27 protein-coding genes and 1 pseudogene are annotated in these 24,632 nt (G+C 70.9%); 17 read left to right on the top strand and 11 right to left on the bottom strand.

Annotated features, from left to right (window positions below; genetic code table 11):
* Positions 1-3 precede the first annotated feature (3 nt).
* Positions 4-474: a glutathione peroxidase gene (locus AB0M88_RS13875; RefSeq protein WP_364100467.1), complete on the bottom strand. Its 471-nt coding sequence runs from the start codon at positions 472-474 to the stop codon at positions 4-6.
* Positions 475-626: 152 nt separating this feature from the next.
* On the opposite strand from AB0M88_RS13875, the gene AB0M88_RS13870 reads away from it, so the two are divergent.
* From AB0M88_RS13870 to AB0M88_RS13850, 5 genes and pseudogenes are all read left to right on the top strand, one after another.
* Entirely contained in the window at positions 627-2,075 is a 1,449-nt protein-coding gene (locus tag AB0M88_RS13870; protein ID WP_364100464.1) for a glycosyl hydrolase family 18 protein, read from the top strand.
* 64 nt (positions 2,076-2,139) lie between these two features.
* Positions 2,140-3,543 carry a class II 3-deoxy-7-phosphoheptulonate synthase gene (locus AB0M88_RS13865; RefSeq protein WP_364100461.1) on the top strand — a complete coding sequence of 468 codons (1,404 nt, stop codon included), beginning with the start codon at positions 2,140-2,142 and terminating at the stop codon, positions 3,541-3,543.
* A complete protein-coding gene (locus AB0M88_RS13860; protein WP_364100458.1) occupies positions 3,536-4,555 on the top strand; it encodes a GntG family PLP-dependent aldolase in 1,020 nt (339 codons plus the stop codon). Before AB0M88_RS13865 ends, AB0M88_RS13860 begins: the two co-directional genes overlap by 8 nt.
* 2 nt (positions 4,556-4,557) lie before the next feature.
* Positions 4,558-5,184 carry an NAD(P)H-dependent oxidoreductase gene (locus AB0M88_RS13855; RefSeq protein WP_364100455.1) on the top strand — a complete coding sequence of 209 codons (627 nt, stop codon included), beginning with the start codon at positions 4,558-4,560 and terminating at the stop codon, positions 5,182-5,184.
* 39 nt (positions 5,185-5,223) lie between these two features.
* A pseudogene (locus AB0M88_RS13850) lies at positions 5,224-5,343 on the top strand (IS5/IS1182 family transposase); the annotation flags it as partial.
* A 487-nt stretch (positions 5,344-5,830) separates the two neighbouring features.
* On the opposite strand, the gene AB0M88_RS13845 reads toward AB0M88_RS13850, so the two are convergent.
* A complete protein-coding gene (locus AB0M88_RS13845) occupies positions 5,831-6,358 on the bottom strand; it encodes an NUDIX hydrolase (protein WP_364100452.1) in 528 nt (175 codons plus the stop codon).
* Between the two features lie 138 nt (positions 6,359-6,496).
* Between AB0M88_RS13845 and AB0M88_RS13840 the strand changes: the two genes are divergently transcribed.
* A complete protein-coding gene (locus tag AB0M88_RS13840) occupies positions 6,497-6,931 on the top strand; it encodes a hypothetical protein (protein WP_364100449.1) in 435 nt (144 codons plus the stop codon).
* Here AB0M88_RS13840 and AB0M88_RS13835 read toward each other — a convergent pair.
* The 3 genes from AB0M88_RS13835 to pknB form a co-directional block, all read right to left on the bottom strand.
* Positions 6,908-7,618 (bottom strand): hypothetical protein, encoded by a 711-nt coding sequence (locus tag AB0M88_RS13835; protein WP_364100446.1) that lies wholly within the window; start codon positions 7,616-7,618, stop codon positions 6,908-6,910. The two genes, AB0M88_RS13840 and AB0M88_RS13835, sit on opposite strands and share 24 nt — an antisense overlap.
* 404 nt (positions 7,619-8,022) lie before the next feature.
* Positions 8,023-8,889, bottom strand: a complete 867-nt coding sequence (locus AB0M88_RS13830; protein ID WP_364100443.1) for a deoxyribonuclease IV — start codon at positions 8,887-8,889, stop codon at positions 8,023-8,025.
* Positions 8,880-10,847 carry a Stk1 family PASTA domain-containing Ser/Thr kinase gene (pknB, locus tag AB0M88_RS13825; protein WP_364100440.1) on the bottom strand — a complete coding sequence of 656 codons (1,968 nt, stop codon included), beginning with the start codon at positions 10,845-10,847 and terminating at the stop codon, positions 8,880-8,882. The genes AB0M88_RS13830 and pknB overlap by 10 nt, the downstream gene beginning before the upstream one ends.
* A 625-nt stretch (positions 10,848-11,472) precedes the next feature.
* Here pknB and AB0M88_RS13820 point away from each other — a divergent pair.
* The 5 genes from AB0M88_RS13820 (at position 11,473) to AB0M88_RS13800 (ending at position 13,303) form a co-directional block, all read left to right on the top strand.
* Positions 11,473-11,607, top strand: coding sequence for a hypothetical protein (locus AB0M88_RS13820; RefSeq protein WP_364100438.1), 135 nt, complete (start codon positions 11,473-11,475; stop codon positions 11,605-11,607).
* Positions 11,608-11,736: 129 nt separating this feature from the next.
* Positions 11,737-12,051 (top strand): Rv2175c family DNA-binding protein, encoded by a 315-nt coding sequence (locus AB0M88_RS13815; protein WP_364100553.1) that lies wholly within the window; start codon positions 11,737-11,739, stop codon positions 12,049-12,051.
* Between the two features lie 4 nt (positions 12,052-12,055).
* Entirely contained in the window at positions 12,056-12,382 is a 327-nt protein-coding gene (locus tag AB0M88_RS13810) for a lycopene cyclase domain-containing protein (RefSeq protein ID WP_364100435.1), read from the top strand.
* Positions 12,379-12,738, top strand: a complete 360-nt coding sequence (locus tag AB0M88_RS13805) for a lycopene cyclase domain-containing protein (RefSeq protein WP_364100432.1) — start codon at positions 12,379-12,381, stop codon at positions 12,736-12,738. Before AB0M88_RS13810 ends, AB0M88_RS13805 begins: the two co-directional genes overlap by 4 nt.
* Before the next feature lie 130 nt (positions 12,739-12,868).
* Positions 12,869-13,303 (top strand): hypothetical protein, encoded by a 435-nt coding sequence (locus AB0M88_RS13800; RefSeq protein WP_364100429.1) that lies wholly within the window; start codon positions 12,869-12,871, stop codon positions 13,301-13,303.
* A 13-nt stretch (positions 13,304-13,316) separates the two neighbouring features.
* Here AB0M88_RS13800 and AB0M88_RS13795 read toward each other — a convergent pair whose 3' ends face one another.
* Both AB0M88_RS13795 and AB0M88_RS13790 read right to left on the bottom strand, forming a co-directional pair.
* Positions 13,317-13,823: a VanZ family protein gene (locus AB0M88_RS13795; RefSeq protein ID WP_364100426.1), complete on the bottom strand. Its 507-nt coding sequence runs from the start codon at positions 13,821-13,823 to the stop codon at positions 13,317-13,319.
* 232 nt (positions 13,824-14,055) lie between these two features.
* Complete coding sequence (locus AB0M88_RS13790) at positions 14,056-15,120, bottom strand: polyprenyl synthetase family protein (RefSeq protein WP_364100424.1); 1,065 nt, start codon at positions 15,118-15,120, stop codon at positions 14,056-14,058.
* A 39-nt stretch (positions 15,121-15,159) separates the two neighbouring features.
* Here AB0M88_RS13790 and metF point away from each other — a divergent pair, with 39 nt between their 5' ends.
* Both metF and AB0M88_RS13780 read left to right on the top strand, forming a co-directional pair.
* Positions 15,160-16,083, top strand: coding sequence for a methylenetetrahydrofolate reductase [NAD(P)H] (gene metF / locus AB0M88_RS13785; RefSeq protein WP_364100421.1), 924 nt, complete (start codon positions 15,160-15,162; stop codon positions 16,081-16,083).
* The gene (locus tag AB0M88_RS13780) at positions 16,080-16,709 is read left to right on the top strand and encodes a CDP-alcohol phosphatidyltransferase family protein (protein ID WP_364100418.1); all 630 of its coding nucleotides are present in this window, start codon (positions 16,080-16,082) and stop codon (positions 16,707-16,709) included. Before metF ends, AB0M88_RS13780 begins: the two co-directional genes overlap by 4 nt.
* A 135-nt stretch (positions 16,710-16,844) precedes the next feature.
* Here AB0M88_RS13780 and AB0M88_RS13775 read toward each other — a convergent pair whose 3' ends face one another.
* Positions 16,845-18,155, bottom strand: coding sequence for a helix-turn-helix transcriptional regulator (locus AB0M88_RS13775; RefSeq protein WP_364100415.1), 1,311 nt, complete (start codon positions 18,153-18,155; stop codon positions 16,845-16,847).
* Between the two features lie 564 nt (positions 18,156-18,719).
* On the opposite strand from AB0M88_RS13775, the gene AB0M88_RS13770 reads away from it, so the two are divergent.
* The 3 genes from AB0M88_RS13770 to AB0M88_RS13760 all read left to right on the top strand — a co-directional run bounded on the left by AB0M88_RS13770 (position 18,720) and on the right by AB0M88_RS13760 (position 21,128).
* Entirely contained in the window at positions 18,720-19,154 is a 435-nt protein-coding gene (locus AB0M88_RS13770; RefSeq protein WP_364100413.1) for an HNH endonuclease, read from the top strand.
* A 92-nt stretch (positions 19,155-19,246) separates the two neighbouring features.
* Positions 19,247-19,708, top strand: coding sequence for a MarR family winged helix-turn-helix transcriptional regulator (locus tag AB0M88_RS13765; RefSeq protein WP_364100410.1), 462 nt, complete (start codon positions 19,247-19,249; stop codon positions 19,706-19,708).
* 43 nt (positions 19,709-19,751) lie between these two features.
* Positions 19,752-21,128, top strand: a complete 1,377-nt coding sequence (locus AB0M88_RS13760) for an MFS transporter (RefSeq protein WP_364100407.1) — start codon at positions 19,752-19,754, stop codon at positions 21,126-21,128.
* A gap of 486 nt (positions 21,129-21,614) precedes the next feature.
* Here AB0M88_RS13760 and AB0M88_RS13755 read toward each other — a convergent pair whose 3' ends face one another.
* The 3 genes from AB0M88_RS13755 to AB0M88_RS13745 all read right to left on the bottom strand — a co-directional run bounded on the left by AB0M88_RS13755 (position 21,615) and on the right by AB0M88_RS13745 (position 23,868).
* Positions 21,615-23,048 carry an MFS transporter gene (locus AB0M88_RS13755; RefSeq protein ID WP_364100405.1) on the bottom strand — a complete coding sequence of 478 codons (1,434 nt, stop codon included), beginning with the start codon at positions 23,046-23,048 and terminating at the stop codon, positions 21,615-21,617.
* A gap of 63 nt (positions 23,049-23,111) precedes the next feature.
* Positions 23,112-23,606: a hypothetical protein gene (locus AB0M88_RS13750; RefSeq protein WP_364100402.1), complete on the bottom strand. Its 495-nt coding sequence runs from the start codon at positions 23,604-23,606 to the stop codon at positions 23,112-23,114.
* 31 nt (positions 23,607-23,637) lie between these two features.
* On the bottom strand, positions 23,638-23,868 hold the full coding sequence (locus tag AB0M88_RS13745) for a hypothetical protein (protein ID WP_364100400.1): 231 nt from the start codon (positions 23,866-23,868) through the stop codon (positions 23,638-23,640).
* Positions 23,869-24,041: 173 nt separating this feature from the next.
* Here AB0M88_RS13745 and AB0M88_RS13740 point away from each other — a divergent pair, with 173 nt between their 5' ends.
* Positions 24,042-24,425 carry a VOC family protein gene (locus tag AB0M88_RS13740; protein WP_364100397.1) on the top strand — a complete coding sequence of 128 codons (384 nt, stop codon included), beginning with the start codon at positions 24,042-24,044 and terminating at the stop codon, positions 24,423-24,425.
* Positions 24,426-24,632 lie beyond the last annotated feature (207 nt).

Raw genomic sequence — 24,632 nt, 5'->3', positions numbered from 1 at the left:
GGCTCAGCGGGGGAGCAGCTTCTCGATGGCCGCGACGAGTTCGGGGTCGTCCGGTGGCACCCCGGGCTCGAACCGGTAGGCGACCTGACCGTCCGGCGCGACCAGGAACTTCTCGAAGTTCCACTGGACGTCGCCGCCGTCGCCGATCAGTTCACGATAGAGCGGGTGCCGACCGGGCCCGTTGACCTCTACCTTGGTCGTCAGCGGGAAGGTGACGCCGTAGTTGATCTCGCAGAACTCGCCGATCTCGGCCGCCGTACCGGGTTCCTGGCTGCCGAACTGGTTGCAGGGCACGCCGAGCACGGTCAGTCCACGGTCGCGCCGGGACGCCCAGAGGGCCTGCAGGCCGGCGTATTGCGGTGTCATGCCGCACTTGCTGGCGACGTTGACCACCAGGACGGCCGAGCCGCGGTATTGGTCGAGGCGGGCCGGTCCACCGGTGAGAGCGTCGATGTCGACGTCGAAGACGGTCATGTCGGCAGCCTACGCGCTGTGTCCGATCGTGTGCACCCCGTCACGTTCGGTGGCGGCGCTCATGAACATCTTGACGACTGTGAATATATGTGACTACCGTCTCTCCTACGAACTTTTTGGAAACTTTCCTAACTGTTCACGAGGAGACTGACGTGCAGAAATCCCTCCGGCGCGCCCTCTGGGCCGGGGCGGTCGTGGTGGCCTCCACCGCCATGATCCCCGCGGTCCAGGCCTCGGCCGCGACGGCCTGTGCCCCAGCGTGGTCTTCCACCGCCACATATGTGCAGGGCAACAGCGCCTCCCAGAACGGCCACAACTACACCGCCAAGTGGTGGACCCAGAACGAATCCCCGGCCACGCACAGCACCCAGTGGGACGTGTGGACCGACGCCGGCGCGTGCGGTGGCGGCACGACGACCCCGCCGCCCACCACTGCTCCCCCCACGACCACTCCGCCCACGACCACCCCGCCCACTGGTGGTCCTTCCGGCAAGAACGTCGTCGGCTACTTCGCGGAGTGGGGCGTCTACGCCCGTCAGTACTTCGTGAAGAACCTGGTCACGTCCGGTTCGGCGAGCAAGCTCACGCACATCCTGTACGCGTTCGGCAACACCAGCGGCGGCCAGTGCTCGATCGGTGACTCGTACGCCGACTACGACCAGGCCTACACGACCGCCACCAGCGTGGACGGCGTCGCCGACAGCTGGGACGCCGGCGCGCTGCGGGGCAGCTTCAACCAGCTGCGCAAGCTCAAGAAGCAGTACCCGAACATCAAGGTCATCTGGTCGTTCGGCGGCTGGACCTGGTCGTCCGGCTTCACCCAGGCCGCGGCCAACCCGACCGCGTTCGCCAACAGCTGCTACAACCTGATCAAGGACCCGCGCTGGTCGGACGTCTTCGACGGCATCGACATCGACTGGGAATACCCGAACGCCTGCGGCCTGCAGTGCGACGCCTCGGGCCCGGCCGCCTACAACAACGTCATCACGGCCCTGCGGAACAAGTTCGGGTCGTCGTTCCTGATCACCTCGGCGATCTCGGCCGACGGCTCCAACGGCGGCAAGCTCGACGTGGCCGACTACGCCTCGGGCATCCAGAAGCTCAACCTGGTCTTCCCGATGACCTACGACTACTTCGGCGCCTTCTCCCCGAGTGGCCCGACCGCCCCGCACTCGCCGCTCAACTCGTACCCCGGCATCCCGACCGCCGGCTTCTACTCCGACGCGGCGATCCAGAAGCTCAAGAGCAAGGGCGTACCGGCCAGCAAGATGCTGCTCGGCATCGGCTTCTACGGCCGCGGCTGGACCGGCGTCACCCAGGCGGCGCCCGGCGGCTCGGCGACCGGTGCGGCACCGGGCACCTACGAGGCGGGCATCGAGGACTACAAGGTCCTCAAGAACAGTTGCCCGGCCACCGGCACGGTCGGCGGCACCGCGTACGCGTTCTGCGGCAACAACTGGTGGAGCTACGACACCCCGTCGACGGTCGCCGGCAAGATGAGCTATGTGAAGCAGCAGGGTCTCGGCGGCGCGTTCTTCTGGGAGTTCTCCGGCGATACGAGCAACGGTGAGCTGATCTCCGCGATCAAGAACAACCTCTAGAAGATTTGAGACACCGGGGGCACCGGCCATCAGGCCGGTGCCCCTCTTCCGTACGCTCGTGGGCATGCGAGAGTGGCACCAGCTCAGCCATCCGGGAGTCGCGAACCCGGCCCTGCAGACATCGCGCCCGTCCACCGACTCGGCCGAGGACGCGGCGCTCGGCCTCGACCGCTGGCGCGACCTGCCGCGCGTGCAGATGCCGCCGTGGCCCGACATGGACGAGGTCGCCTCGGTCTGCAAAGTCCTCGACAGTGTCCCGTCGATCGTGGCGCCCTACGAGGTCGACCAGCTGCGGGTGCGGCTGGCCGAGGTGTGCGAGGGCCGGGCGTTCCTGCTGCAGGGCGGCGACTGCGCCGAGACTTTCGCCGACAACACCGAGAGCCACCTGCTGGCCAACGCGCGCACGCTGCTGCAGATGGCGGTCGTCCTGACGTACGGCGCCTCGATGCCCGTGGTCAAGGTCGCCCGGGCGGCCGGGCAGTACACGAAGCCCCGCTCGGTGCCGACCGACTCGCTGGGGCTGCCGGCCTACCGCGGCGACATGATCAACTCGATCGAGGCCAACGAGTCGGCCCGCGTCGCCGACCCGCAGCGCATGATCCGGGCGTACGCCAACTCGGCCGCCGCCATGAACATGCTCCGGGCCTACCTCGCCGGTGGCCTGGCCGACCTGCACGGGCTGCACGACTGGAACAAGGACTTCGTCCGGGTCTCGGCGGCCGGCGAGCGCTACGAGGCGATCGCCCGCGAGATCGACCGGGCCCTCGACTTCATCCGGGCCTGCGGCATGACCGACAGCGAGGCCCTGCGGACGGTCAGCCTCTACTGCTCGCACGAGGCACTCGCGCTCGAATACGACCGGGCCCTCACCCGGGTGAGCGACGGCAAGGCGTACGGGCTCAGTGGCCACTTCCTGTGGGTGGGCGAACGCACCCGGCAGATGGGCCACGCCCACCTCGACTTCATCAGCCGGATCGCCAACCCGATCGGCGTCAAGCTCGGCCCCGGCACCTCGCCCGAGACCGCGCTCGAGCTCTGCGAGATGCTCAACCCCGACAACATCCCGGGCCGGCTCACCCTGATCAGCCGGATGGGCAACGGCAAGGTCCGCGACGCGCTGCCGCCCCTGGTCGAAAAGGTGCACGCGTCCGGGGCCAAGGTCGTCTGGCAGTGCGACCCGATGCACGGCAACACCCACGAGTCGTCCAACGGCTACAAGACCCGGCACTTCGACCGCATCGTCGACGAGGTGCTCGGCTACTTCGAGGTGCACCGCAACCTCGGCACCCACCCCGGCGGCATCCACATCGAGCTGACCGGCGAAGACGTCACCGAGTGCCTGGGCGGCGCCCAGGGCATCGCCGACCTCGACCTCCCGGATCGCTACGAGACCGCCTGCGATCCCCGACTCAATACCCAGCAGAGCCTCGAGCTCGCCTTCCTCGTTGCGGAGATGCTTCGTGGCTGACCTTCGTTCGGACACCGTCACCCGTCCCTCCCCGGGCATGCGGGAGGCGATAGCCACCGCCGAGGTCGGGGACGACGTGTTCGGCGACGACCCGACCGTGGCCCGGCTCGAATCCCGGGTCGCCGAGATGTTCGGCCACGAGGCGGCATTGTTCGCGCCGTCCGGCACGATGGCCAACCAGATCGCCCTCCAACTGGTCGTGCAGCCCGGCGGCGAGCTGCTGGCCGGGGCCGACGCGCACGTCCTGGTCTACGAGATGGGCGCGGCCGCGGCGATCGGCGGCATCTCCTCGCGCACGTGGGGCTCGGTCGGCGCCAACATCGACCCCGACGCGATCGCCGCGATGTTCCGCGGCTCCGGCGGCTACACGGTGGCCACCCACGCGGTCGCGGTCGAGCAGACCCACAACCTGGGCGGCGGTGGCGTCGTGCCGCTGGCCACGCTGCAGGCCCTGCGCGACGTCACCCAGGCGGCGGGAGTCGCGCTGCACTGCGACGGCGCCCGCATCTGGCACGCGCACGTCGCCGACGGGGTGCCGCTGAGCGACTACGGTGCCCTCTTCGACACCATTTCGGTCTGCCTCTCCAAGGGCCTCGGCGCGCCGGTCGGCTCGCTGGTCATCGGCAGCGCCGACAAAGTCGCCCGCGCCCGCATCCTGCGCAAGCGCATGGGCGGCGGCATGCGCCAGGTCGGCATCCTGGCCGCGGCCGGCCTCTACGCGCTCGACCACAACATCGAGCGGCTCGCCGAGGACCACGCGCGCGCCAACCGCATCGCTTCGGCGCTGGCGCCGCTCGGCGTCGTCGACCCCTCGCTCGTCCGCACCAACCTCGTGCCGCTCGACCTCTCCAAGAACCGCTTCGACGCCGTCGGCCTGACCGCGGCGGCAGCCGACGAGGGCGTCTACATTTCTCCCATGCTGCCCCAGGTCGCCCGCCTGGTCACCCACCTCGACCTCGACGACGAAGCGGTCGACAAGGCGATCGACGTCCTCGTCCGCCTACTGTCCTAGTCATGACCAGCCTTCTCATGATCTCGGGCAGCACCGCCGAGTCGTCGCTGCAGACCTCCGCTCTGCGCACGGCGGCCCGGCTGGCGCCGCCCGGGCTCGTGGCCGAGGTCTACGAAGGCCTCCGGCACCTGCCCGCCTTCGTTCCCGGCGAGGCGGCACCGGCGGCCGCCCTTTCCGTACGCGAGCGGATCGCCGCCGCCGACGCGGTGCTGTTCTGCACCCCCGAATACGCCGGGTCGCTCCCGGGCAGCCTCAAGAACCTGCTCGACCACGTGGTGGCCGGCGGCGACCTGGGCGGCAAACCGGTCGCCTGGCTGTCGGTCGCAACCCCCGGCCAGGACGAGGGCGCCCGGCTCACGCTCGAGACCGTGCTCGCCCAGTGCAACGCCCGGCTGCTGCACGCGGCCTGCCAGCGCATCCCGCTGGTGCCGCACGCCGTCGACGGCCAGGGCATGGTCACCGACGCCCAGCTGCACCAGGCGCTGGCCGACATGCTGCAGACCCTGACCCGCACGCTGACGCAGGTGCAGACCCGGCAGGCGCCGTCCTGGCAGATCAACTCCAGCCTGTTCCCGACCCTGACCCGCGAGGGCGACCGGCCGACCTTCCGCCCGCGCCGCCCGTTCTGATCCGTGTTCGTAACGGCCGGTGTTGTGGGGCGGTTGCGCGCCCACCGCAAGGGCAAAGGAGCCGAAGGCGGGCGGCCGCCCACCTTCGACCCGCCGGTGTACCGGCTGCGTCAGGCCGTGGAGTGCGGCATCACCCAGGTTGAACGACACCGGGTGGTTTTGTTCTCATCAGCCGGCTGTTGCCGCATCTTGACGGCGTAGAGGTCATCGACGCTCAGGATGGCGTCGTTCTTCATGCTGCGGCGCGCAGCGGCAAGCAAAGTTGTCCGGCCTGTGCGGTCGCCTCGGCACGGGTGCATTCGCCGTATCAGCGTCTACCGGTCGCAGGCCGCGTGGTGGAACTGTGCCTGACGGTGCGGCGCTTGCTCTGCGCAACATCTCCTGTGGGACGCGGACGTTCGCCGAACAGGTCGCCGGACTGACACGTCGCCGGGCCGCCGCAGCGAGAGGTCCAGCCGCCGCCGAGCGGGTACGGTCCTTCGCCGCGATCATGGCGCAGCCACACGGTCACCGCCTCGGCCATTGACTCACCTGCGCCGGGCAGGCCGACCTGCCGGGCATCAACCGCTTCGTCAACGGCGTGACCGCCGGGTTGAGGCCGCCCTTCAGCTCCGGATCTCAAACGGCAGATGTACGGCCGAGCCGGCTAAACCGACTGCAGCCGATAGAGAGTCAGAGCCGCCAGCGAGGGCGCGTCCACGATCTGCCCGGAACGGATCATCTCCGCAATGTCGGTATCGCTGAACGCGCGGTGGATCATGTCCTGCTCACTCGCCTCCCGGTCCGGGGCGCCCTGCTCAAGTTCCGTCGCGAGATAGACGTCGAACCCCTGGGTCGAGAACCCGTACGCCTCGAACAGATGACCCAGGTGTGTCATGGACCCAGCGCGCAGGCCGGTCTCCTCGGCCAACTCCTTCCGGGCGAGGGCCACCTGATCGTCGACGGCGTCTCGGCCCCAACTGCCCTGCGGGAACTCCCACGCCCGCCGTCCCACCGGATAGCGGAACTGCTCCACCAGCCAGAAGCCCTCATGGCACCGGGGCAGGACCAACGCGAAGTCCGGCTTCTCAACCACCCCGAAGACGCCGGGACTGCCGTCCGGTCGCCTGATCTCGTCTTCCCTGACGGTCATCCACGGATTGCGGTACACCACACGGCTACTCACCTGTTCCATCAAGTGATCATCTCAACGCTGGACAGCCGGTTGCTGATCGTCGGCTCACCTGTCGTCGGTCAGCGCAGCGCTCACGGAAGGTGACGGGCGTCCAAGGCAGACGCCGGTTGCCTGCGGCGTGGACGCCCAGGAGCGGCAATGGACTTGTCCTGCCCGTTCATCGATCATGACCTCATGGAGGACCATCAGGCGCCGCAGTCGGCCGAGGGCGAGGCCAAGGTCATCACGCTCTGCGGCTCGACCAAGTTTGAGGCTGAGTTCGCCGAAGTCAACCAGCGGCTCACGATGGAAGGTTGCGTGGTGATCAGCCTCGGGATGTTCGGCCTGCCCGATCTGCCGGACTACGACTGGATAGTCGACAGCTCGGACCTGAAGGGGCGGCTGGGCGTCGTGCACTTCCAAAAGATTCGCATGGCGGACGAGGTGTACATCGTGGATCCGGGCGGCTACCTAGGAGAATCAACCCGACAAGAGATTGCCTACGCGGAGTCGCTCGGCAAGCCGGTCCGGTATCTGAGTCGCGAGCGCTTGGCGCGAACGGGAGACGGGTTACAGCAGGTCGAATTCGTCTAGGAGCTCCGCGTCGGGCACCGCGGCGTCGGCCGTGGGCATCTGGTCGGCGATGACGATCGCGACGATGTCGCCGGCGTCGCCGACGGCCACCGAACGCTGGTAGCCGTTTTCCATCGGCTTGTCCTCCACGAACCCGGCCGCGGTGTCGATGCCCGGCACCGGCTGCGGGTCGCCCCAGCTGCCGCCCTGGTTGGCGTCGATGAAGAAGTTGGTGAAGTTGTCCCCGTCGGAGGGGCTCGCGAAGCGGAGGACCCGCACCTTCACCATGTTCTTGTCGTCGTCGATCCAGCGGCGGGTGTAGCCGTCGACGAAGTGATACTGCTGGAGCACGGCCTTGCCGTCGTTCGGGTCGGCGAAATCGGCGGCGGCCGTCTTCAGATCGAGGAACTGGTCGGACGGGGCACCCTCCCACGCCTGAACCCCGTCCGGCCGGTCGACGATGAACTGCCGGATGTCGCCCTCGTGGGCGGCGTACGTCCGATCCGGGTCGCCGGTCGGCAGGTCGGTCGGGAACGGTTCGGCGGTCGGCGGGGTGGCGGGGGCACCCCCGGCCTGGTCGAGGCTGTCGTCGTGGCGGAGCGTGAAGAAGACCACGGTGCCGAAGCTCAGGCAGGTGAGCACGATCACGATCGCGACGATGGTGACGATCACGGCGGCGCGGGAGGCCTTGGGCTTCGGCGGCGGCATCCCCGGGGGGAACCAGCCGGGCGGCGGGGGAACGGGGCCGCCGGGCCAGCCTCCGGCCGGGGGATAACCCCCACCCGGCCAGGCCGCGGGCGGGCCCGGATAACCCCCGGCGGGCGGTGCGTAAGCCCCGGGCGGGGCCGGATGACCCGCGGGCGCCGGGGCATAACCCCCGGTGGGTGCGCCTGGCGATTCTGGTGCGGGTGGGGGCGGCCCGTACGCGTACGGGAAAGGAGCCGTCGGCGGTGCAGCGACCGCAGGCACCGCCCGGGGAGCCTCCGCGACCGGCTCGGCCGGGGCCTCGGGGGCTACCGGGGGCTGAGCTGGGGTTTCGGCGGCGGGCTGGTCCGCGGGGACATCGGGCACGCCGCCATTGTGGTGACCATGATTGACCGAGGCAAGTCGGGTCAGGGCTGGCGCAGGGATTTGAGCAGGGCGATGTCGGCCGCGTGGCCGGCGTGCTCCTCGCTCGGCGTCTCGACGATGACCGGAATGCCGGCGGTCGCCGGATGGGCCAGCAGCTCGGCGAACGGTGCCGAGCCGATCCGGCCCTGGCCGATGGTCTCGTGGCGGTCGCGGGTCGAACCGCACTCGTCCTTCGAGTCGTTGGCGTGGATCAGCTGGAGGCGGCCCGGACCGATCGTCTCGATCAGCGCGTCCAGCGTCGCTGTCATGCCGCCCGGGGTGGCCAGGTCGTGGCCGGCCGCCCAGGCGTGGCAGGTGTCGAAGCAGACGCCCAGCCACGGGTGCTGCTCGACCGCGGCCAGGTAGGGGCCGAGATCCTGCATCTTGGAGGCGAGGCTGCGGCCGCCCCCGGCGCTCGGCTCGACCAGCAGCCGGGGCAGCCCGCGCGCGGCCGCCGAGTCGAGCAGCGGCAGCAGCGCCTCGCGGAGCTGGTGCATGGCCTTGGGCGTGTATTCCTCGGTGACCGAGCTGCCGGCGTGGAAGACGACCGCGGTCGCGCCGATGGCGTGGCCGCGGTCGAGCGCGTGTGCCAGCGTGGCGACCGACCGCTCGACCGTCAGGTCGGTCGGCGAGCCCAGGTTGACCAGCAGCGACGCGTGCACGTAGGCGGGCAGGCCGCGCTCTCCGCAGCCGTCGCGGAACAGCGTGTCCTGCTTCGGGTCGCCGGGCGGGAGGGCCCAGCCGCGCGAGTTGGAGACATAGACCTGCAGGGTCTCCGAGCCGGCGGCGTCGACGTAGGGCAGGGCGGCCTTGGCCAGGCCGCCCGCCGTCTTCGTGTGCGAGCCGATTCGCCTCTGGTCTAGAAGCACAGCAGCTGGATCTGGGTCTGGCCGGGCACCTGGGTGCCGGCCGGCGGGTTGGTGCCGTGGGCGAACGCGTTGGGGTTGCCGGCGATCTGCGGCGCCAGGCCGGCCTGCTGAAGCGCCTGCTGCGCCTGCTGGCAGGGCTGGTTCTGGATGTCGGGGATGCCGACCAGCGGCGGGCCCTTGCTCACGTTGAGGGTGATCGTGTCGTTCTGCGACGCGCCGGTGCCCGGCTTGGGCGACTGGCTGACCACCGTGTCGGCCGGCTGGTCGCCGTCGACGTACTTCTCGTTGACCTCCAGGCCGAGGGCCTGCAGCTCGCCGCGGACGGTGTTGATGTTCTTCCCGGTCTCGTCGGGCACGCTGATCGGCGCCTTGCCCTGGCTGACCACGACCGTGACCGTGTCGCCGCGCTTGAGCTGGGTGCCCGCCTTGGGGTCGGTCGAGACGACCGAGCCCTCGGGAACCGTGTCGCTGTATTGTCCCTTGCCCTGCTTGAGCTTGAGGCCGAGGCCGTCGAGCTCGCCCTGCACGGCCGACAGCTCGTGGCCGACCAGGTCGTCGGGCACCGGGAACTGCTCCGGGCCGAGCGACAGCGTGAGGGTCAGCGTGCCGCCCTTGACGATCTTTTCGGTGGCCCTCGGCTTCTGGTCGATCACCGCGTCCTTGGGCGCGGTCTGGCTGTAGGCCGGTGGCGCGTAGAAGACCTCGAAGTGGTGTTGCCGCGCGTACAGCTCGGCCTGGGCCTTGGTCATGTTGACCAGGTTGGGAGCGTCGGTGTAGCGGCCCATCGTGACCCACCACGTGCTGCCGATGACGACGAGCGCCATCACCGCGACCGCCGACATCAGCAGGATGCGGCGCCGGTCGTATCGACGGCCGGTCGGCGGCTTGCCGGTCGACGTGAAGGTGGAACCGGCCCGGCGGGGCGGCCGGGGGGCCTGCTCGGGCAGCCGGGCCCAGGACGGCCGCTGCTCGACCGAGGTCGCGTTGACCGCCGGGACCAGCGCGGTGGCGTCCATCGCGCCGTGCCGGGTCGGCTGCGGGGCGGGCACCGCGCGCAGCAGGGCGGTCTCGGCGTTCTGCACGCCGAGGTCGTCCTTGACCGTCTGCACCTCGGCCAGCAGCGCGCCGGCGTCGGTCGGGCGGGCGCCCGGGTCGCGCCGGGTCGCGCGGGCCACCAGGTCGTCGAGCACCGGCGGCAGGCCGCGGACGATCGTCGACGGGGCCGGCACGTCGTTGTCGACGTGCTGCCAGGCCACCTCGACCGGGTCGTCGCCGTCGTAGGGCACCCGGCCGGTCAGCATCTCGAACAGCACGATGCCGGCCGAGTAGACGTCGGTGCGGGCGTCGGCGTGGCCGTCGGTGACGAGCTCGGGTGCGACATAGGCCACAGTCGCCATCAGCTGGCCCGAATTGTCGGAGCTGCTGGCCTCGACCGCGCGGGCCAGGCCGAAGTCGGCCACCTTGACCACCGCGTCGACCAGGTTGTCGGAGCCGCCGCTCGGCGCCTCGGCGACGAGCACGTTCTCCGGCTTCACATCCCGGTGGACCAGGCCGGCCCGGTGTGCGGCGGCGATCGCGGAGAGCATCTGCTCGAGGATCGCGCAGGCCTCGACCGGGCTGAGTTTGCGGCGCTGGGTCAGCAGGTCGCGCAGGGTCTTGCCGTGCACGTATTCCATGACCAGATAGGGCAGGCCGAGGTGGCGGCCCTGATCGTAAACGGCGACGACGTTGGGGTGGGTGAGCCGGGCGATCGTCTTGGCCTCGTCGGTGAAGCGGTCCACGAAGTGGACGTTCGTCGCCTGCGACGGGTGAATGATCTTCAGAGCGACGGTGCGCTCGAGCCTCTCGTCGAGAGCCGTGTAGACGGTCGCCATGCCACCACGGGCCACTCGACCGGTGATCCGGTAGCGGCTGTCAATCGTCGTGCCGATCAACGTGTCGGCGACTGTGGTGTCCATCGGCGTGAAGTGTATGTGTCTTTCGGGTGGGGGCAGACCAGGATGTCATAGCTGAGTCCAAACGGGTACTGACCTGCTCGCACTCCGTGGTTTTCTGCCCCGCATTCAGCGGTGCCGTCGGTGATGACCGGGTTTTCGGCTCTTGCGGGGTTCGGGCGTTTCGCTGGGATTTCCGCTCGGATCGCCGGAGTCGGACTCGCTCGCCGACGGCGATGACGTCGCCGAGGGCGTGGGGGAGGGTGACGAGGCCGGAGCGGTGGGCGTGGGCGCCGGCGGATTCACACAGCAAATCGGATCTGCCGGTTTTTTCGTCCGAATCGGACTCGCCTTTTGGGGCGGTCTCGGCACCACGACCGCCGGCGGCCGGCCCGCGGGAGTTGTGTTGATCACGGGCGCCGCGCTACGGGGCGTCCGGTCCACCGGGATCCGCGGCGCGCGCGGCGACCGCCCGATCCCCGTCTCCGCCGTCGCCGGCGGCAGCGTCCCCGCCGCGGCCGGCCCCTCGTCCCGCATCGGCACCAGCCCGTTCACCACGACCAGATAGGCCGCGGCCGCCCCGGCCACCGTCAGCACCCCGAACGCCGACACCGCCATCGCCCGCCGCGGCGACCGGCGGGGCTCCGGCATGCGTCCCGCCACCGGCATCTCGATCGGCTCGGGACCGAAGTCGAGCCCCGCACCCCCGAACGTGTTCATCCCGGTCGACGTCACGTCGTGGCCGTCGGCGGGCGGCTCCGACGGCCGCCGGCCCATGTCGTAGCGCATCGACCGCCACGCACCGGCCACCTCCGTACGGGTCCTCCGCCACACACTCATCGGGCTCGCACTCCTTTTTATCTGGCAGGCTGTACTGGTGAGTGATTCCGTAACCGCCGGTCCGGCCGGGTGGATGCCCCTACCGGACGTGGCCGAGAAGCTCGACCTGTCGATCAGCAAGGTGAACCAGATGGTCCGCGACGGCCACCTGCTCGCCGTCCGGCGCGACGGGGTGCGCGTGGTGCCCGCCGAGCTGCTGGCGAACGACACCGTGCTCAAACACCTTCCCGGCGTGCTCAACTTGCTGCGCGACGCCGGGTATAACGACGAAGAGGCACTCCGGTGGCTCTACCAACCCGACGAGGCACTCCAGGGCAGCCCGGCGGTCGGCCTCGGTGGCCCGTTGGCCCGCGAGGTCAAGCGGCGGGCCCAGGCCATCGGTTTCTGACGCCGTGCGCCACCTGGCCTACCTGGCCGTCCTGGCCGGGTGCCTGGTCACGGCCCTCTGGCTCGAGCCGGTCCTGCGCGTGCACGTCCTCCGTCGCTGGCGCCGGCTCCTGCTCACCGTGCTGCCGGTGGCCGCCGTCTTCACGGCCTGGGATCTGGCCGCGATCGCCGCCGGCCACTGGCACTTCGACCGCGGCCAGATCACCGGCGTCCTGCTGCCCGGCCACCTGCCGATCGACGAGGTCCTGTTCTTCCTGGTCGTGCCGTTCTGCGCGATCCTCGGCCTCGAGGCGGTCCGGGCCGTCCTCGGCAAACCGGCCGGCGACGAGTGACCTACACCGTCGCCGCCCTCCTCGGCGTCGCCCTCTCCGTGGTGGCCGACCTCTTCGTCCTGCGCACCCGCCTGGTCACGCGGGCGGTCTTCTGGGCCACCTACCCGATCGTGATCGTCTTCCAGCTGCTCTCCAACGGCATCCTGACCGGCCGGGGCATCGTCCTCTACAACCCCCGCGACATCCTCGGCCTGCGCATCGCCCACGCCCCGGTCGAAGATCTCCTCTTCGGCTTCGGCATGGTCCTGCTCACGCTCTCCCTCTGGATCTTCTGGGGCCGCCGCGGCATCGACCGCGAGCCACCCGCCGGCCAGGGCAGCCGCCTGCTGGCCAAGATCAGAAAATCCGGGTCGTAGCCGGGAGCGGGGTACAGACCGCTGCTCACGCCGAGGGCCCGGCCGGGCCGAGCAGGGCGCTGGCGCGCCCAGAACGCTCGCCCCGACCGGGCGACGTGAGTGAGTGGTCGCGCCGATAAAGTGCGCAGCCATGAGTTACGACCTGGAGTTCCTCCGCAAGGACGCCGGCGAGGCTTTCGAGGCCGTCGACGACGGTGCCGCCGAGGCGCTGGACGCCGAGGTCAGGGCCACCGTGACGGCCGCCGTCCGGGAGCTGCTGGGCGACGTCGCGGTCCACGAGGGAGAGCTGTACTGCGAGCTCGAACACCGGCCGACCGGCATTCAGCTCAATCTCTATCGGCACAGCGCCGCGATCACGGTGCCGTACCGGTACAGCGGTGGTGACGCCGCCACCATCGTCGGCCAGATCTACGCCCTCGGCCGCATCGTCGAGCAGCACACCGGCCTGATCGGCTACGACCCGCAGACCGGCCTCGCGCTGGCCGAGGCCGCGGCCCGGCCCGACCAGGCCGTCGAGATCTTCGACCGCACCGCCGCCTCGTTCGCCCGCCGGGGAATCGCTTAGTGAGTGGCATCGCTTAGTGAGCGGGGCCGGTGCGGCGGGAGCTGACGACGGCCAGAGCGACGATCGTGCCGAGGATCGCGCCGAACGTGTTGTGTACGACGTCCACGGCGTCGCCCGCGCGTCCGATGTAAGCCTGCCACGCCTCGATGAGGAAACTCAGCCCGGCGCTCGCCGCCACGACCCCGACCGGGCGGCGCCAGAGCAGCGTGGCCAGCGCGGCCAGCGGCAGGAAGAGCCCGATGTTGGCCAGCTTCTCGGCGGTGCTGCCGAAGCCGTCCAGCAGGTAGACCGGATCGAGGAACTCGCGCAGGTAGGGGTGAAGGCCGCCGAGCGAGAACTCCGGCTGCCGGGTCGTCGTGGTCGCCGCCAGCACAGCGCCCAGAACCGCCACGAACGCCACGCCCGGGGCGCCGCGGCCCAGGCGGCGGCCGAGGGGCCACGCGAGAACGGCGGTCAGCGCCAGGATGCTCAGCACGGGCCACTGGTCGACGACGTTCCAGATGACCCCCGAGTCCAGCACGGGCCGAGCCTAGAGCGGCCGCGCCACGGGCAGCTGGTGCCGATGAGTACGAGTGGGCGGGCCGTGATGGCGGTGCGGGGAGCCGGGCCGCAGGAGATCGCCGCCCGGTTCGGTCTCTCGCCCGGCGCCGTGCGCGACCGGGGCAGCCGAAACGGTGCGACGATCGTGGCCTACGTGTCCGGCTGCGTCGTCTTCGGCGGCAGCGTGCTCGCGCTGTTGGCGAAGGCCCGGTTCAGACGGTCCGGCGGATGGCGGCGTCGGCGAGTTCCCGCAGCACCCGGCGGGCCGTCTCGTCGATCGGCGCGTCGGCCAGCGCGGCCAGCGAGGCCGTCATCAGCTCGTCGATGCGGCGCTCGGTCGCGGCGAGGGCACCCGAATCGCGGATCAGCGCCCGCAGCCGCGCCACGCCCTCGTCGTCGAGACCCTGGTCGCCGAGCCCGGCGTCGAGCGTGGCCCGGTCGCCGGCCGAGAGCGCGGAGAACGCGGCCGCCACCAGGTAGGTCCGCTTGCCCTCGCGCAGGTCGTCGCCGGCCGGCTTGCCGGTCTCGACCGGATCGCCGAAGACCCCGAGCACGTCGTCACGCAGCTGGAACGCCTCGCCGAGTGGCAGGCCGAAGGACGAATACGCCGCGCGTACGGGATCGGGCGCGCCCGCCAGGGCCGCGCCGAGCAGGAGAGGCCGCTCGACCGTGTATTTCGCCGATTTGAACCGCGCGACCTTGCTCGCCCGCTCGACCGACGTGTCCGCCGTGACCTGGGTGAGCACGTCGAGGTACTGCCCGACCGTGACCTCGGTGCGCATCTCGTCGAAGACGACCCGGGCCCGGGCCAGGTCGGGCGTGCCGACCCCCGAGGTGTGCAGCATCTCGTCCGACCAGACCATGGCCAGGTCGCCGAGCAGCACCGCGGCGCTGTCGCCGAAACCGGCCGCCCCGCCCCGCCAGCCGGCCGCGGTGTGCCTGGTCTCGAACCGCCGGTGCACCGACGGCTCCCCCCGCCGGGTGTCCGAGCGGTCGATCAGGTCGTCGTGGATCAGGGCGCTGGCCTGCACCAACTCGAGCGAGGCGACCGCAGCGACGACCGAATCGGCGTCGGGACCGCCGGCGCCCCGATATCCCCAATAGGCGAAGGAGGGCCGCAACCGCTTGGCCCGCCCGAGCACGAACACCTCGAGGGCGTCGGAGAGCTCGGCCAGCGCGGGGTCGATCCCGACCAGCAGCGCGCGCTGGCCGCCGAGGAAGGTGGCGAGCGCCTTGTCGATCCGGGATCGGAGCCCGGCGTGGTCGGTGCGGTTCACAGGTGAAAACGCTAGCCGACCACCCGGTAGAGTCTCGGCGTGGCTCTCGGACTTCCTTCCCGTCTCCCCGGCACACCGGCTATCGGCGAGCTGATCCGTGGCGCCGCGCCGACGTTCTCGTTCGAGTTCTTCCCGCCGAAGACCCCCGAGGGGGAGCGCCTGCTCTGGCGGGCGATCCGCGAGCTCGAGTCCCTGCGGCCCGACTTCGTCTCGATCACCTATGGCGCCGGCGGCACCACCCGAGACACCACGGTCGCGGTGACCGAGCGCGTCGCCACCGAGACGACGCTGCTGCCCATGGCCCACCTGACCGCGGTCGACCACTCGGTCGCCGAGCTGCGCAACGTGATCGGCCGGCTCGCCGGCGCGGGCATCCGCAACGTTCTCGCGGTGCGCGGCGACCCGCCGGGCGACCCGATGGGCGAGTGGGTGCGGCACCCGATGGGCGTGCTCTACGCCGCCGACCTGGTGCGCCTGGTCAAGGAGGCGGGCGACTTCAGCGTCGGGGTGGCCGCGTTCCCCTACAAGCACCCCCGCTCGCCCGACATCGAGACCGACACGACCAATTTCATCCGCAAGTGTCGCGCCGGGGCCGACTTCGCGATCACACAGATGTTCTTCGACGCCGACGACTACCTGCGACTGCGCGACCGGGTCGTGGCGGCCGGCGGCGACACCCCGATCGTGCCCGGCGTCATGCCGGTGACCCGCATCGCGACCATCGAGCGGTCCGCCCAGCTGTCCGGGGCGCCGTTCCCGTCCGCCCTGCGGGCCCGCTTCGAGCGGGTCGCCGACGACGAGGCCGCGGTGCGCGAGCTGGGCGTCGAGATGTGCGCCGAAATGTGCGCGCGGCTGATCGACGAGGGTGTGCCGGGCGTGCACTTCATCACACTCAACCGCTCGACCGCGACCCGCGAGGTTTGGCAGCTGCTGGCCCCGGGGGTCGGCGCCACCGCGGGGTGACCTGGGACGAGTACGCGTCGGCCTGGTCCCGGCTGCACGGAGGTTTCGACCCCCGCACCGGGTCCGTTTTCGTGCGCGGCTGGGTGCGGCTCGCCTTCACCCTCGGCTCGCCGGTGTCCCGCCGCGTCGGCCCGACGGTCGTCACGATGGCCGGGCTCGTTCTGTGCGTGCTGGTCCCTTTTGCCGGCTTGATTCCAGGCGCGGCGCTCGTGCTGCTGGGCGCCCTCGCCGACACGCTCGACGGCGCGGTCGCGGTGCTGACCGGACGCGCGACCCGCCTCGGCTACGTGCTCGACTCGGTCGCCGACCGGATCGGCGAGGCCGCCTGGCTCGCCGCCTTCTGGGTGGGCGGGGCGCAAGGCTGGGTGGTGGTCGCGGCGGGTGCCGCGAGCTGGCTTCACGAGTACGCCCGGGCCCGCGCGACAGCGGCCGGCATGACCGAGATCGGCGCCGTCACCGTCGGCGAACGGCCGACCCGGGTCCTGATCGCCCTGTTCGGCCTGCTGGCGGCCGGCGTCTCCGGACACGCCCCGCTGGCGCTGACCGTGGCGGCGGCGGTGTGGCTGGCGCTGGCGGTGATCGGGCTCGCCCAGCTGGCGGTGGCGATCCGCCGGGCCATCGATTGATCGCCTGCCGGTCCGCGGCTCGGCGCTTTTACGGCTCGCCGCTTCTGGTTCAGCGGTCGTCCTCTCGGCGGCGAGTGTTTGAGGGCGGCAACGGGGTTCTACGCGTACGGCAGCGACCGGGAAGCCGGCGGCTGATCATTTGGCCGTGGGATAGAGACAGGCGACCTCGCCGGCGGCTTTCCGCTGAGCCTGCGCGAGGCGGCTTTCGCCGCCGGCCGGGTACGCCCGCAGATCCGTCACCCCGATCGAGCCCTCCCCGCCGAGGCAGGCCGCGGCGGCCACCGTGCCCTTGACCGGTCGCCAGCCGGTCGCGAAGTCACCGTCACCCGGGCCGGTCAGGCCGATCTGGTGCCAGGAACCGTCGTAGTAGGCGGCGTACCCGACGACCTCCACGTTCCGGCCCGCGGCGGTGAGCGTGCCCTTCGTCATGTGGAGCGTGATCGCCGTCGGGAGCGGCCGGTCCCCGGAACAACGGCTCAGCGGCATGCCGGGCGGCGGATTGCCGTGCACGGTGGCCGACGCCAGCACACCCCCGCCGGCGACCATGAACCAGCGGACGTCCGGGGTGTACGCCGTCGAATCGATGATCGGCTCCCCGGCACAGAAGCCGGTCAGGCCGATCGTGCACCCGGCGGGCACGGTGGCGAGCGGGTGCTCGACCCGGGCCGGGCCCCGGCGGATCGTGGTGCCGCTGCCGTAGGTCCGGGCATAGAAGACGGCGTTCTTCGCCGTGGCCGGACAGCCGGTGTGGGCGCTCGGCGGGGCGGGTGGTTCGTCGCCGCGTTTCCACTGCATGGCGCCCGCGGTGAGGGCGAGCGCAATCACAACGGCGAGACCGCCCACCGTCGTCGTGCGGGTCGACCGCCATGACCACCCGCGCCGCCCGACACCCAGTCCGTCCGCCGCGGCCGGTTTTGTTGATGCGGCCGGCCCCTCTCGCGGCGGCTTGTTGTTCTGCGGTTCAGCCTGCTCCTCTGACGCGGCCGGCCCTCTTGCGGCGGCCGCATCTGGCTCGGCTCGTCCAGGTGGCGCGGCCGGCTCTCTGACGGCGGCTCGTTCTCCTGCCGTGGCCGGCTCTCTTGGCTCGGCTCGCCCGTATGGCGCGGCCGTCTCTCTTGCCGCAGCCCGCTCTTCCGACGCCGCTTGCTCTTCTGGCTCGGCTGGATTCGGCGTGGTGGCACCCGTGCCACCGCCGAGGGCCTCCCAGCGTTCGCGCCATTTGTCCGGGTCGCCGTTCAGCGCGCCCACATAGGCCAGCAGCACGTCGAGCGTCGGCTTCCGCTTGCCGTTCGCCGCCTCGGAGAGCGTCGACGCGCTATATCCGGTGCGCCGGGCCAGCGTCCGGTAAGTCGGGTTGCCCGCCTCGACCCGAAGCTTCCGCAGCTCATGCGCCAGTGCCTGCAGCGGACCGTCAGCCGGATCGACCGGACGCTCCTGACGTGCCATCGCTTCCCCCTCGCGCGCCGCGCTCCGAACCGGTCAAACCGCCAGATCCTATGGGTCACCGTCGACCCCAAACGACTGTCAATCCGCCTATAACGACAGTCGATCTACTCGAACATGCAGCTCACAGTGACCGACTGTGATCTATGTCCTTGAAGCGCCAGCGAAGCTGCTGACCGCCCGCACTGGCTCTGTGCCGCCGAGACGCGTGCCGCTCCCACGCTCTGGCGCTCCCGGGCTCGGGCTGCCCGGGTCTCCGGCCGCTCGGGCCGCGCTTCGCGCAGTCCGCTCCGGGCTCCGGCGGCTCGGGCCACCCCGGCTCCGAGCGCCCGGCTCCGAGCGCCCCGGCCGCCCCGGCCAAGATCCACGTTGTGATCAATATTCGGTTGTCCGAGGTGGAGGCCGCTCCTACCGTGGTGTCACCGGCGAGGGCTGTCCTCGTCCGGGGAGGAGACGGAATGAGTCGCGAGCCCGGGTGGGGCAGCCGACGCGGGTGAGGTAGCCCGCCGCCGGCCGTCCGTTCCTGCCTGGGATCGGGCGGCTTTTTGTTTGAGGAGGTGAGCCACGATGAGCGCGGTTCTCGTCTTGAACGCCGACTGCGGGCCGCTGCACCGGGTCAGCCTCCGGCACGCGATCCGGATGCTGTTCCGCCAGGTGGCGGTGGTGCACGAGGCGGAGCCGGACGCCCGGATCGGCGTCTATCCGATGCCGACGGTCGTGCGGCTGGTCAGCTATGTCGTGACCCGCTGGCGGCACAGCCGGGGCCCGGCCTGGTCGCGGGCGGGTGTGCTGGTGCGTGACCGCCGCCGGTGCGGCTACTGCGGTGGCGCGGCCTCGACGATCGACCATGTGCTGCCGCGTTCGCGGGGCGGCGGCAACGAGTGGGCGAACACCGTCGCCGCTTGCGGTCGCTGCAATAACCGCAAGGGCGACCGTACGCCGTCCGAAGCCCGCATGCCCCTTCTGGTGACGCCGTCCGCACCGACCTGGGCTTTGGTCTGAGACCCGGTCGGCGGACCGGCACGGGGCGTGTCCGCCGACCGTTCCGGCCTCGGATCATCCGGTAACGGATGATCCGAGGCTAGGATGTTTTCATGCCTGCCCCCGAACGCACCGAGCGTGACCTCACCGGCCTCCTCAACCTGGCCGGCCATGTGTTGTCCAACCGGCTGGCCGCCGCCCTGGCCGAAGTCGATCTCACGCCGCGGATGCAATGTGTTCTGGTGCACGCCCTCGAGGAGGAGCGCACGCAGATTCAGCTGGCGGCCCTCGCTGACCTCGACAAGACCACCATGGTCAGCACGGTGGACGACCTGGAGCGTCTCGGCTTGGCCGAGCGGCGACCGTCGGCGACCGACCGGCGGGCCCGGATCATCGCCGTGACCGACAAGGGCCGGCACGCCGCCGAGGAGGGGCAGCGGATCGTCGACCGGGTGCACGCCGACGCCCTCTCCGCCATCTCCGACAAATCGTCCTTCGTTCTGGCCCTGGGCGAGCTCGCCAGCACCGCGCGCGACCCGGGCCCGCAACCGATCCGCCGCGCCCGCGGTAGGTGACTAGCAGATCGTCTGTTAGTGGATTATCTGCTACGGTCGGGCCATGAGCCCTCACCGTGGTTCCACCCTGGCCGTGCTGTGCGCGATGGCGCTGATGATCGTGCTGGACAGCACGATCGTGGCGGTCGCGATCCCGTCGATTCAGCGCGATCTCGGCTTCTCACCGGCCGGCGTCGCCTGGGTGATCAACGCCTATCTGGTGGCCTTCGCCGGCCTGCTTCTGCTGGCCGGGCGCCTGGGCGATCTGATCGGCCCGCGCCGCGTCTTCCTGTTCGGGCTGGCGGTGTTCACCGGCTCCAGCCTGCTGTGCGGGCTCGCCGACTCCCCGTTCTGGCTGATCGCGGGACGATTCCTGCAAGGCACCGGCGGAGCCTTGGCGTCGGCGGTCATTCTCGGCCTGATCGTGCGGCTTTACCCGTCGCCGGCCGGGCAGGCCCGCGCACTCGGCATCTACAGCTTCACGCAAGCCGGCGGCTCGGCCATCGGATTCGTCGCCGGCGGCATTCTGACCGACGCCTTCGGCTGGCCCGCGATCTTCCTCATCAACGTTCCGATCGGCATCGCGGTCTTCCTTTTCGGACGCCGCCTGCTGCCCATTTCCCGGCCGGTTGTCTCTTCGCGAGGCCTCGACTTCCCGGGCGCCACCCTGATCACGGCCGGCCTGTCACTCGGCGTCCTGGCCATCGTCGAGACACGCTTCGCGATGGTCGCGGCGGGCACTTCGGTCCTGCTCATCGGCGGGTTCCTCGTACGCCAGCGGTACGCGGTGAGCCCTCTCGTCCCCCTCGCCCTGCTCGGCCGCTCGTGGCTGCTGCGCGCCAACGCCGTAATGATGCTGCTGTTCGCCGCCGGCATGGGCTTCCAGTTCCTGAACGCGCTTTTCGTCCAGCGAATAATGGGCTACGACGCCCTGGGAACCGGTTCAGCCTTCCTCCCGACCCCGCTGGTGATCGGCCTGATGTCCCTGTTCCTGGCCGCCCGGCTCACCGCCCGTTTCGGCCCACTCCGAGTCCTCTTGGCGGGCCTGTCGGCGATGCTGCTCGGCCTGCTGCTCCTCGCCCGGATGCCGTCCGCCCCCTCCTACTGGACCGACATGTTCCCACCGCTGATCATCATGGGCCTGGGCGTCGGCGTAGCCATCCCGGCCGTCATCATGCTGTCCATGGCCGGCGCGGCACCCTCCGAGTCCGGTCTGGTCTCCGGCCTGGGAAACACCGCCCAGCAGGCCGGCGGCGCACTGGGCCTGGCCGTCCTGGCAACGGTGGCCGCCTCCGCGGGTTACAGCCGAGCCTTCCTGACCGCGGCCACGTTCATAGCGGCAGCCACCACCCTGGCCGCCCTCCTGCTGCGCCGAGCCCCCACACCCGCCGACGCCCCGGCCGCCGATCTCGCCCGCCCAGTCCCAGCAACTTGCTCCTAGCCGTCCGCAGGAGAACCGTCGGCTTACGTGGCCAAGCCGTGGTGTCCGGCGGCAGCACAGCGACCGGCTCGGAGACTGCGGATCGCCGGCGTCCTGGCCGGTGTCACGGAGCTGTGGATGGCCTGCCCCCGGGTCCGGACGGGTCAAGGCATCGGGTGTGGCGGATCGTGAATCTTGGCTGTCCGGCCGGTTTGGGTGGGATGCGGTTTCCCGCCGGAGTCGCGACGGTCGGCTTGGGGTGCGGATTGTGGGCGGAGCGCCAGCCTGGTTCGGATGTGGCGCCGGGCCTGGTCGCGGTGACCGGTTTGGGGGATCACGAGTTTGGGGGTCTGGCCGGTCGCGGCCTCCCGCCGGGGCACCATGTTGGCTTGGCGGGCCGTTGACCGTGGGCGGCGGCTGATCTCGTTGGGGCACGGCTTCGGCTTGGAGACCGTGGGCCAGGGGCGGCCCGGCGGGCTGGTCCGGGTGCGGCGTTCCGCCCGCGGGTCACGGTGACCGGGTGCCGATTAGCTGATCGTCGCGGCTGTTCGCGTCCTGGCTCAGCGGCGTTCGGGTCCGCAGCCGACGGGCCCGAATGCCGAAGAGGGCCGCCGCGAAGGACAGGCCGGCAGCGATCAGGGTCGGGGTGAGTGCGCCCAGGTGGACCAGGGCCGAGCCGAGCGGGAGCGCCAGAGCGACCGGGCCGAACATGACTGTGTTGGAGCTGCCGGCCGCCCGCCCCAGCAGGTGGTCGGGGGTCTCGGTCTGGATGGCGGTGATCCCGGCGATCAGCGTCCAGGGCAGCCCGAGCCCGATCACGACGCTTCCGGCGACCGCGGGCGGAAACCACGGCAGCGCCCAGGCCAGACGCCCCACGCCGAACAGGGCGGCACCGATCACGGCCACCCGCGTCGGCCCCAGCCGCTTCAGGAGCCGGCCGGCCAGCAGTCCACTGAGGATCGAACCCGCGCCCTGCGCACTGGTCACGATGCCGAGCCGCGCGGAGGGAAGGTGCAGGTCGTCGACGATGTGGGCGAGCACGGCCGCGTTGGTCAGGCCGGACATCGCGATCGCCACGGCCGCCACCAGCACAGGGACCCGAACCGCCGGCAGCCGAAAGATCAGCGCCACCCCGGCCCAGAGCCCGCCCCGCGCGCCGGGCCCAGCGCCATCGGCCGCCCCCGGCGACGCGGCGCCGCCTGCCGTCGGGACACCGACCACCGGGGTGCCGGGCGGCTCGGTGGGCGTGTGGCTGCTGGCCGCCGTAGGCACGTGCCGGGCTGTTCGTCCTCGCGGCTGTGGCGCGATGGCGGCTGCGGTCGGCGGCTCGGAGGCCGTCCGGCCGGCGGCGGGGGCTGGCTGTTGCGCGGCCGGGTCCGGGCGGGAGCCGGGCGGGTGGAGGTCGAGGAGGGTGTAGCAAAAGGCGGTGACCAGGGGGATCGCGGCGCACAGGAGGACCACCGGGGTGGGGCCGCGCCAGGCGTACAGGCCGGCGCCTGCCAGCGGGGCCACGAGCTTGGTGCCTTCGAGGGCGCTCGAGCGCCAGCCGTTGACGGTGCCCAGGACGGCCGGGGGCAGGGCGGACGGGAGGATGGCGGTTTCGCCGGCGTCGACCAGGGCGGCGAGGAGGCCGCGGGCCAGGAGGATCGCGAAGACCAGCCAGGCTGTGCCCGCGGAGTGGACGGCCAGGAGGGTGAGCAGCAGCGCGGCTGTCGCGGCCTCGGCGGTGACCATCAGCGGGCGCCGGGGGAGGTGGTCGACGGCGGCGCCGATCCACGGGCCGAGGAAGACCGGGGCGTAGGTGCAGATGCCGGCCAGGGCGGCCAGTGGGACCGAGTGGGTCAGGTCGAGCAGCCACAGGCCGGCCGAGATGCCCATGGCGGTGCTGCCGAAGCCGTCGAGCAGCGAGATCAGGACGAAGAGGGCCGCGTTTCGGCGCACGTCGCGCCTCCCCAAGGGTTGAGCCGATGAGACTCACATCCTCGGGAGTTGAGTGCTGCTCTGTCAACCCGTGGGGGTGGCGGCCTCCAGAGCGGTGAGGAGCTGGTCGACGGCGGCCTGGGTCGGCCGGGGAAAGGTGACCGCGCACCCGGCGAGGTCGTCCGAAACGTCTCTCACCAGGGAGAACAGGCCACCGGGCGGGGCTGTGAGGGCTGCGGTCAGGGTCATGCGGACCAGCGTGGCCCGAGGGAAGCGGTTGTCCCAGCGGCGGTCGGCGCCGATGCGGCGGTCCAGTTCCACGGCGGCCGTGCGGAGGGCGGCGATCGAGGCGGAAAGGCTGTCGTCAAGGGATTGTTGACGCAGCCGGGCGACCGACGTGGCCAGCCGCAGGCGGCGCTGCTCGGCGGCCTGCCGGCTGGCGAGCCCGAGGGCCGACGCGATGTCGGCCCAGGTGGCACCGGAGCGCCGCGCCCGGTCGATCAGGTCGAGTTCGGCCGACTCGAGCCGGGCCCGCGCGGCCGGGATGTCGCGCAGCGATTCGAGGGCGTCGTCGGTCACGTGCTGAGAAGACCTAAGCGCGGGCCGAATGTCAATGACTCGTTGACAATCGGCGTCGGCGGAACCAGCGGGCGATCAGCACGGCCGAGACGACGCCCGGCAGGCAGTGGACGGCCAGGACGCCGGCCAGGTGCGGGCCGCCCCAGTCGAGGTGGTAGGTCGACGGGTCGTGCATGTCGATGAGGAACGGCTCGATGATCGCGCGCGCGATCAGGTAGAAGCCGAGGAGGAGTCCGAGCGCGAGGGCCAGCTTTTTCAACATGCGTTCGACGCTAGAAAGAAGGGCGGCCGGGAAACACCGGGCTGGCCCGGCGCAAATGCACCGGGCCAGCCCTCTTGACAATGCGCGAAAGACCGAAAGACCAACGAACCCGCGAAAGCGCGAAGGAGTGAACCAACGCGACGCCGACCGGCTATAGCCCTACCATGCGTCCCGTGGGCATCGAGATCGACGGGGTTCATCACATCACGCTCCGGGTCAGTGACCTGGAACGATCGCGCTCGTTCTATGCCGGCGTGCTCGGCCTCGCCGCCGACCAGGACTTTCCGGGGGAGAAGCTGCGGTTCCGGCTCGGGCCCTACACCCGTCTGGTGCTGCATCCGCCGCTGCCGGGCACCTCGTCCGAGGACCGGTTCACCGAGCGCCGCATCGGCCTCGACCACCTCTCGCTCGGCGTGCGCACCCGGGCCGAGCTCGACCGCCTGGTCTCGGTGCTGCGCGGTTCGGGCGTGCGCACCGAGGGCGTCCGGGAACCGGGGGTGGTCAATTTCCGCGATCCCGATGGGATCGCCTGGGAATGCTATGAGCAGCCAGGATGATCGGTCACTGACCGATCGACTTCAGGTACGCGGTGACATCGCCGACCGACGCGGAAGCACAGCCGATGTAGTTGATGCCGGGCGGCGAACAAGGGCGTACGCGCTGGAGACCACCTGTTGAGCTGTTGACCGGCGGAAATTCAGCGGGGAGCCGTCTCGAACTCGTACGGTCACGCTGTGTATCCGACGTTTCCGCGCCAGGCCCGG

Origin of the sequence: Actinoplanes sp. NPDC051411, from assembly GCF_040682075.1 — a bacterium.
Taxonomy (GTDB): domain Bacteria; phylum Actinomycetota; class Actinomycetes; order Mycobacteriales; family Micromonosporaceae; genus Actinoplanes.
Note: the sequence above shows the minus strand (reverse complement) of the source record. Positions and strands in the feature narration are given on the sequence as shown.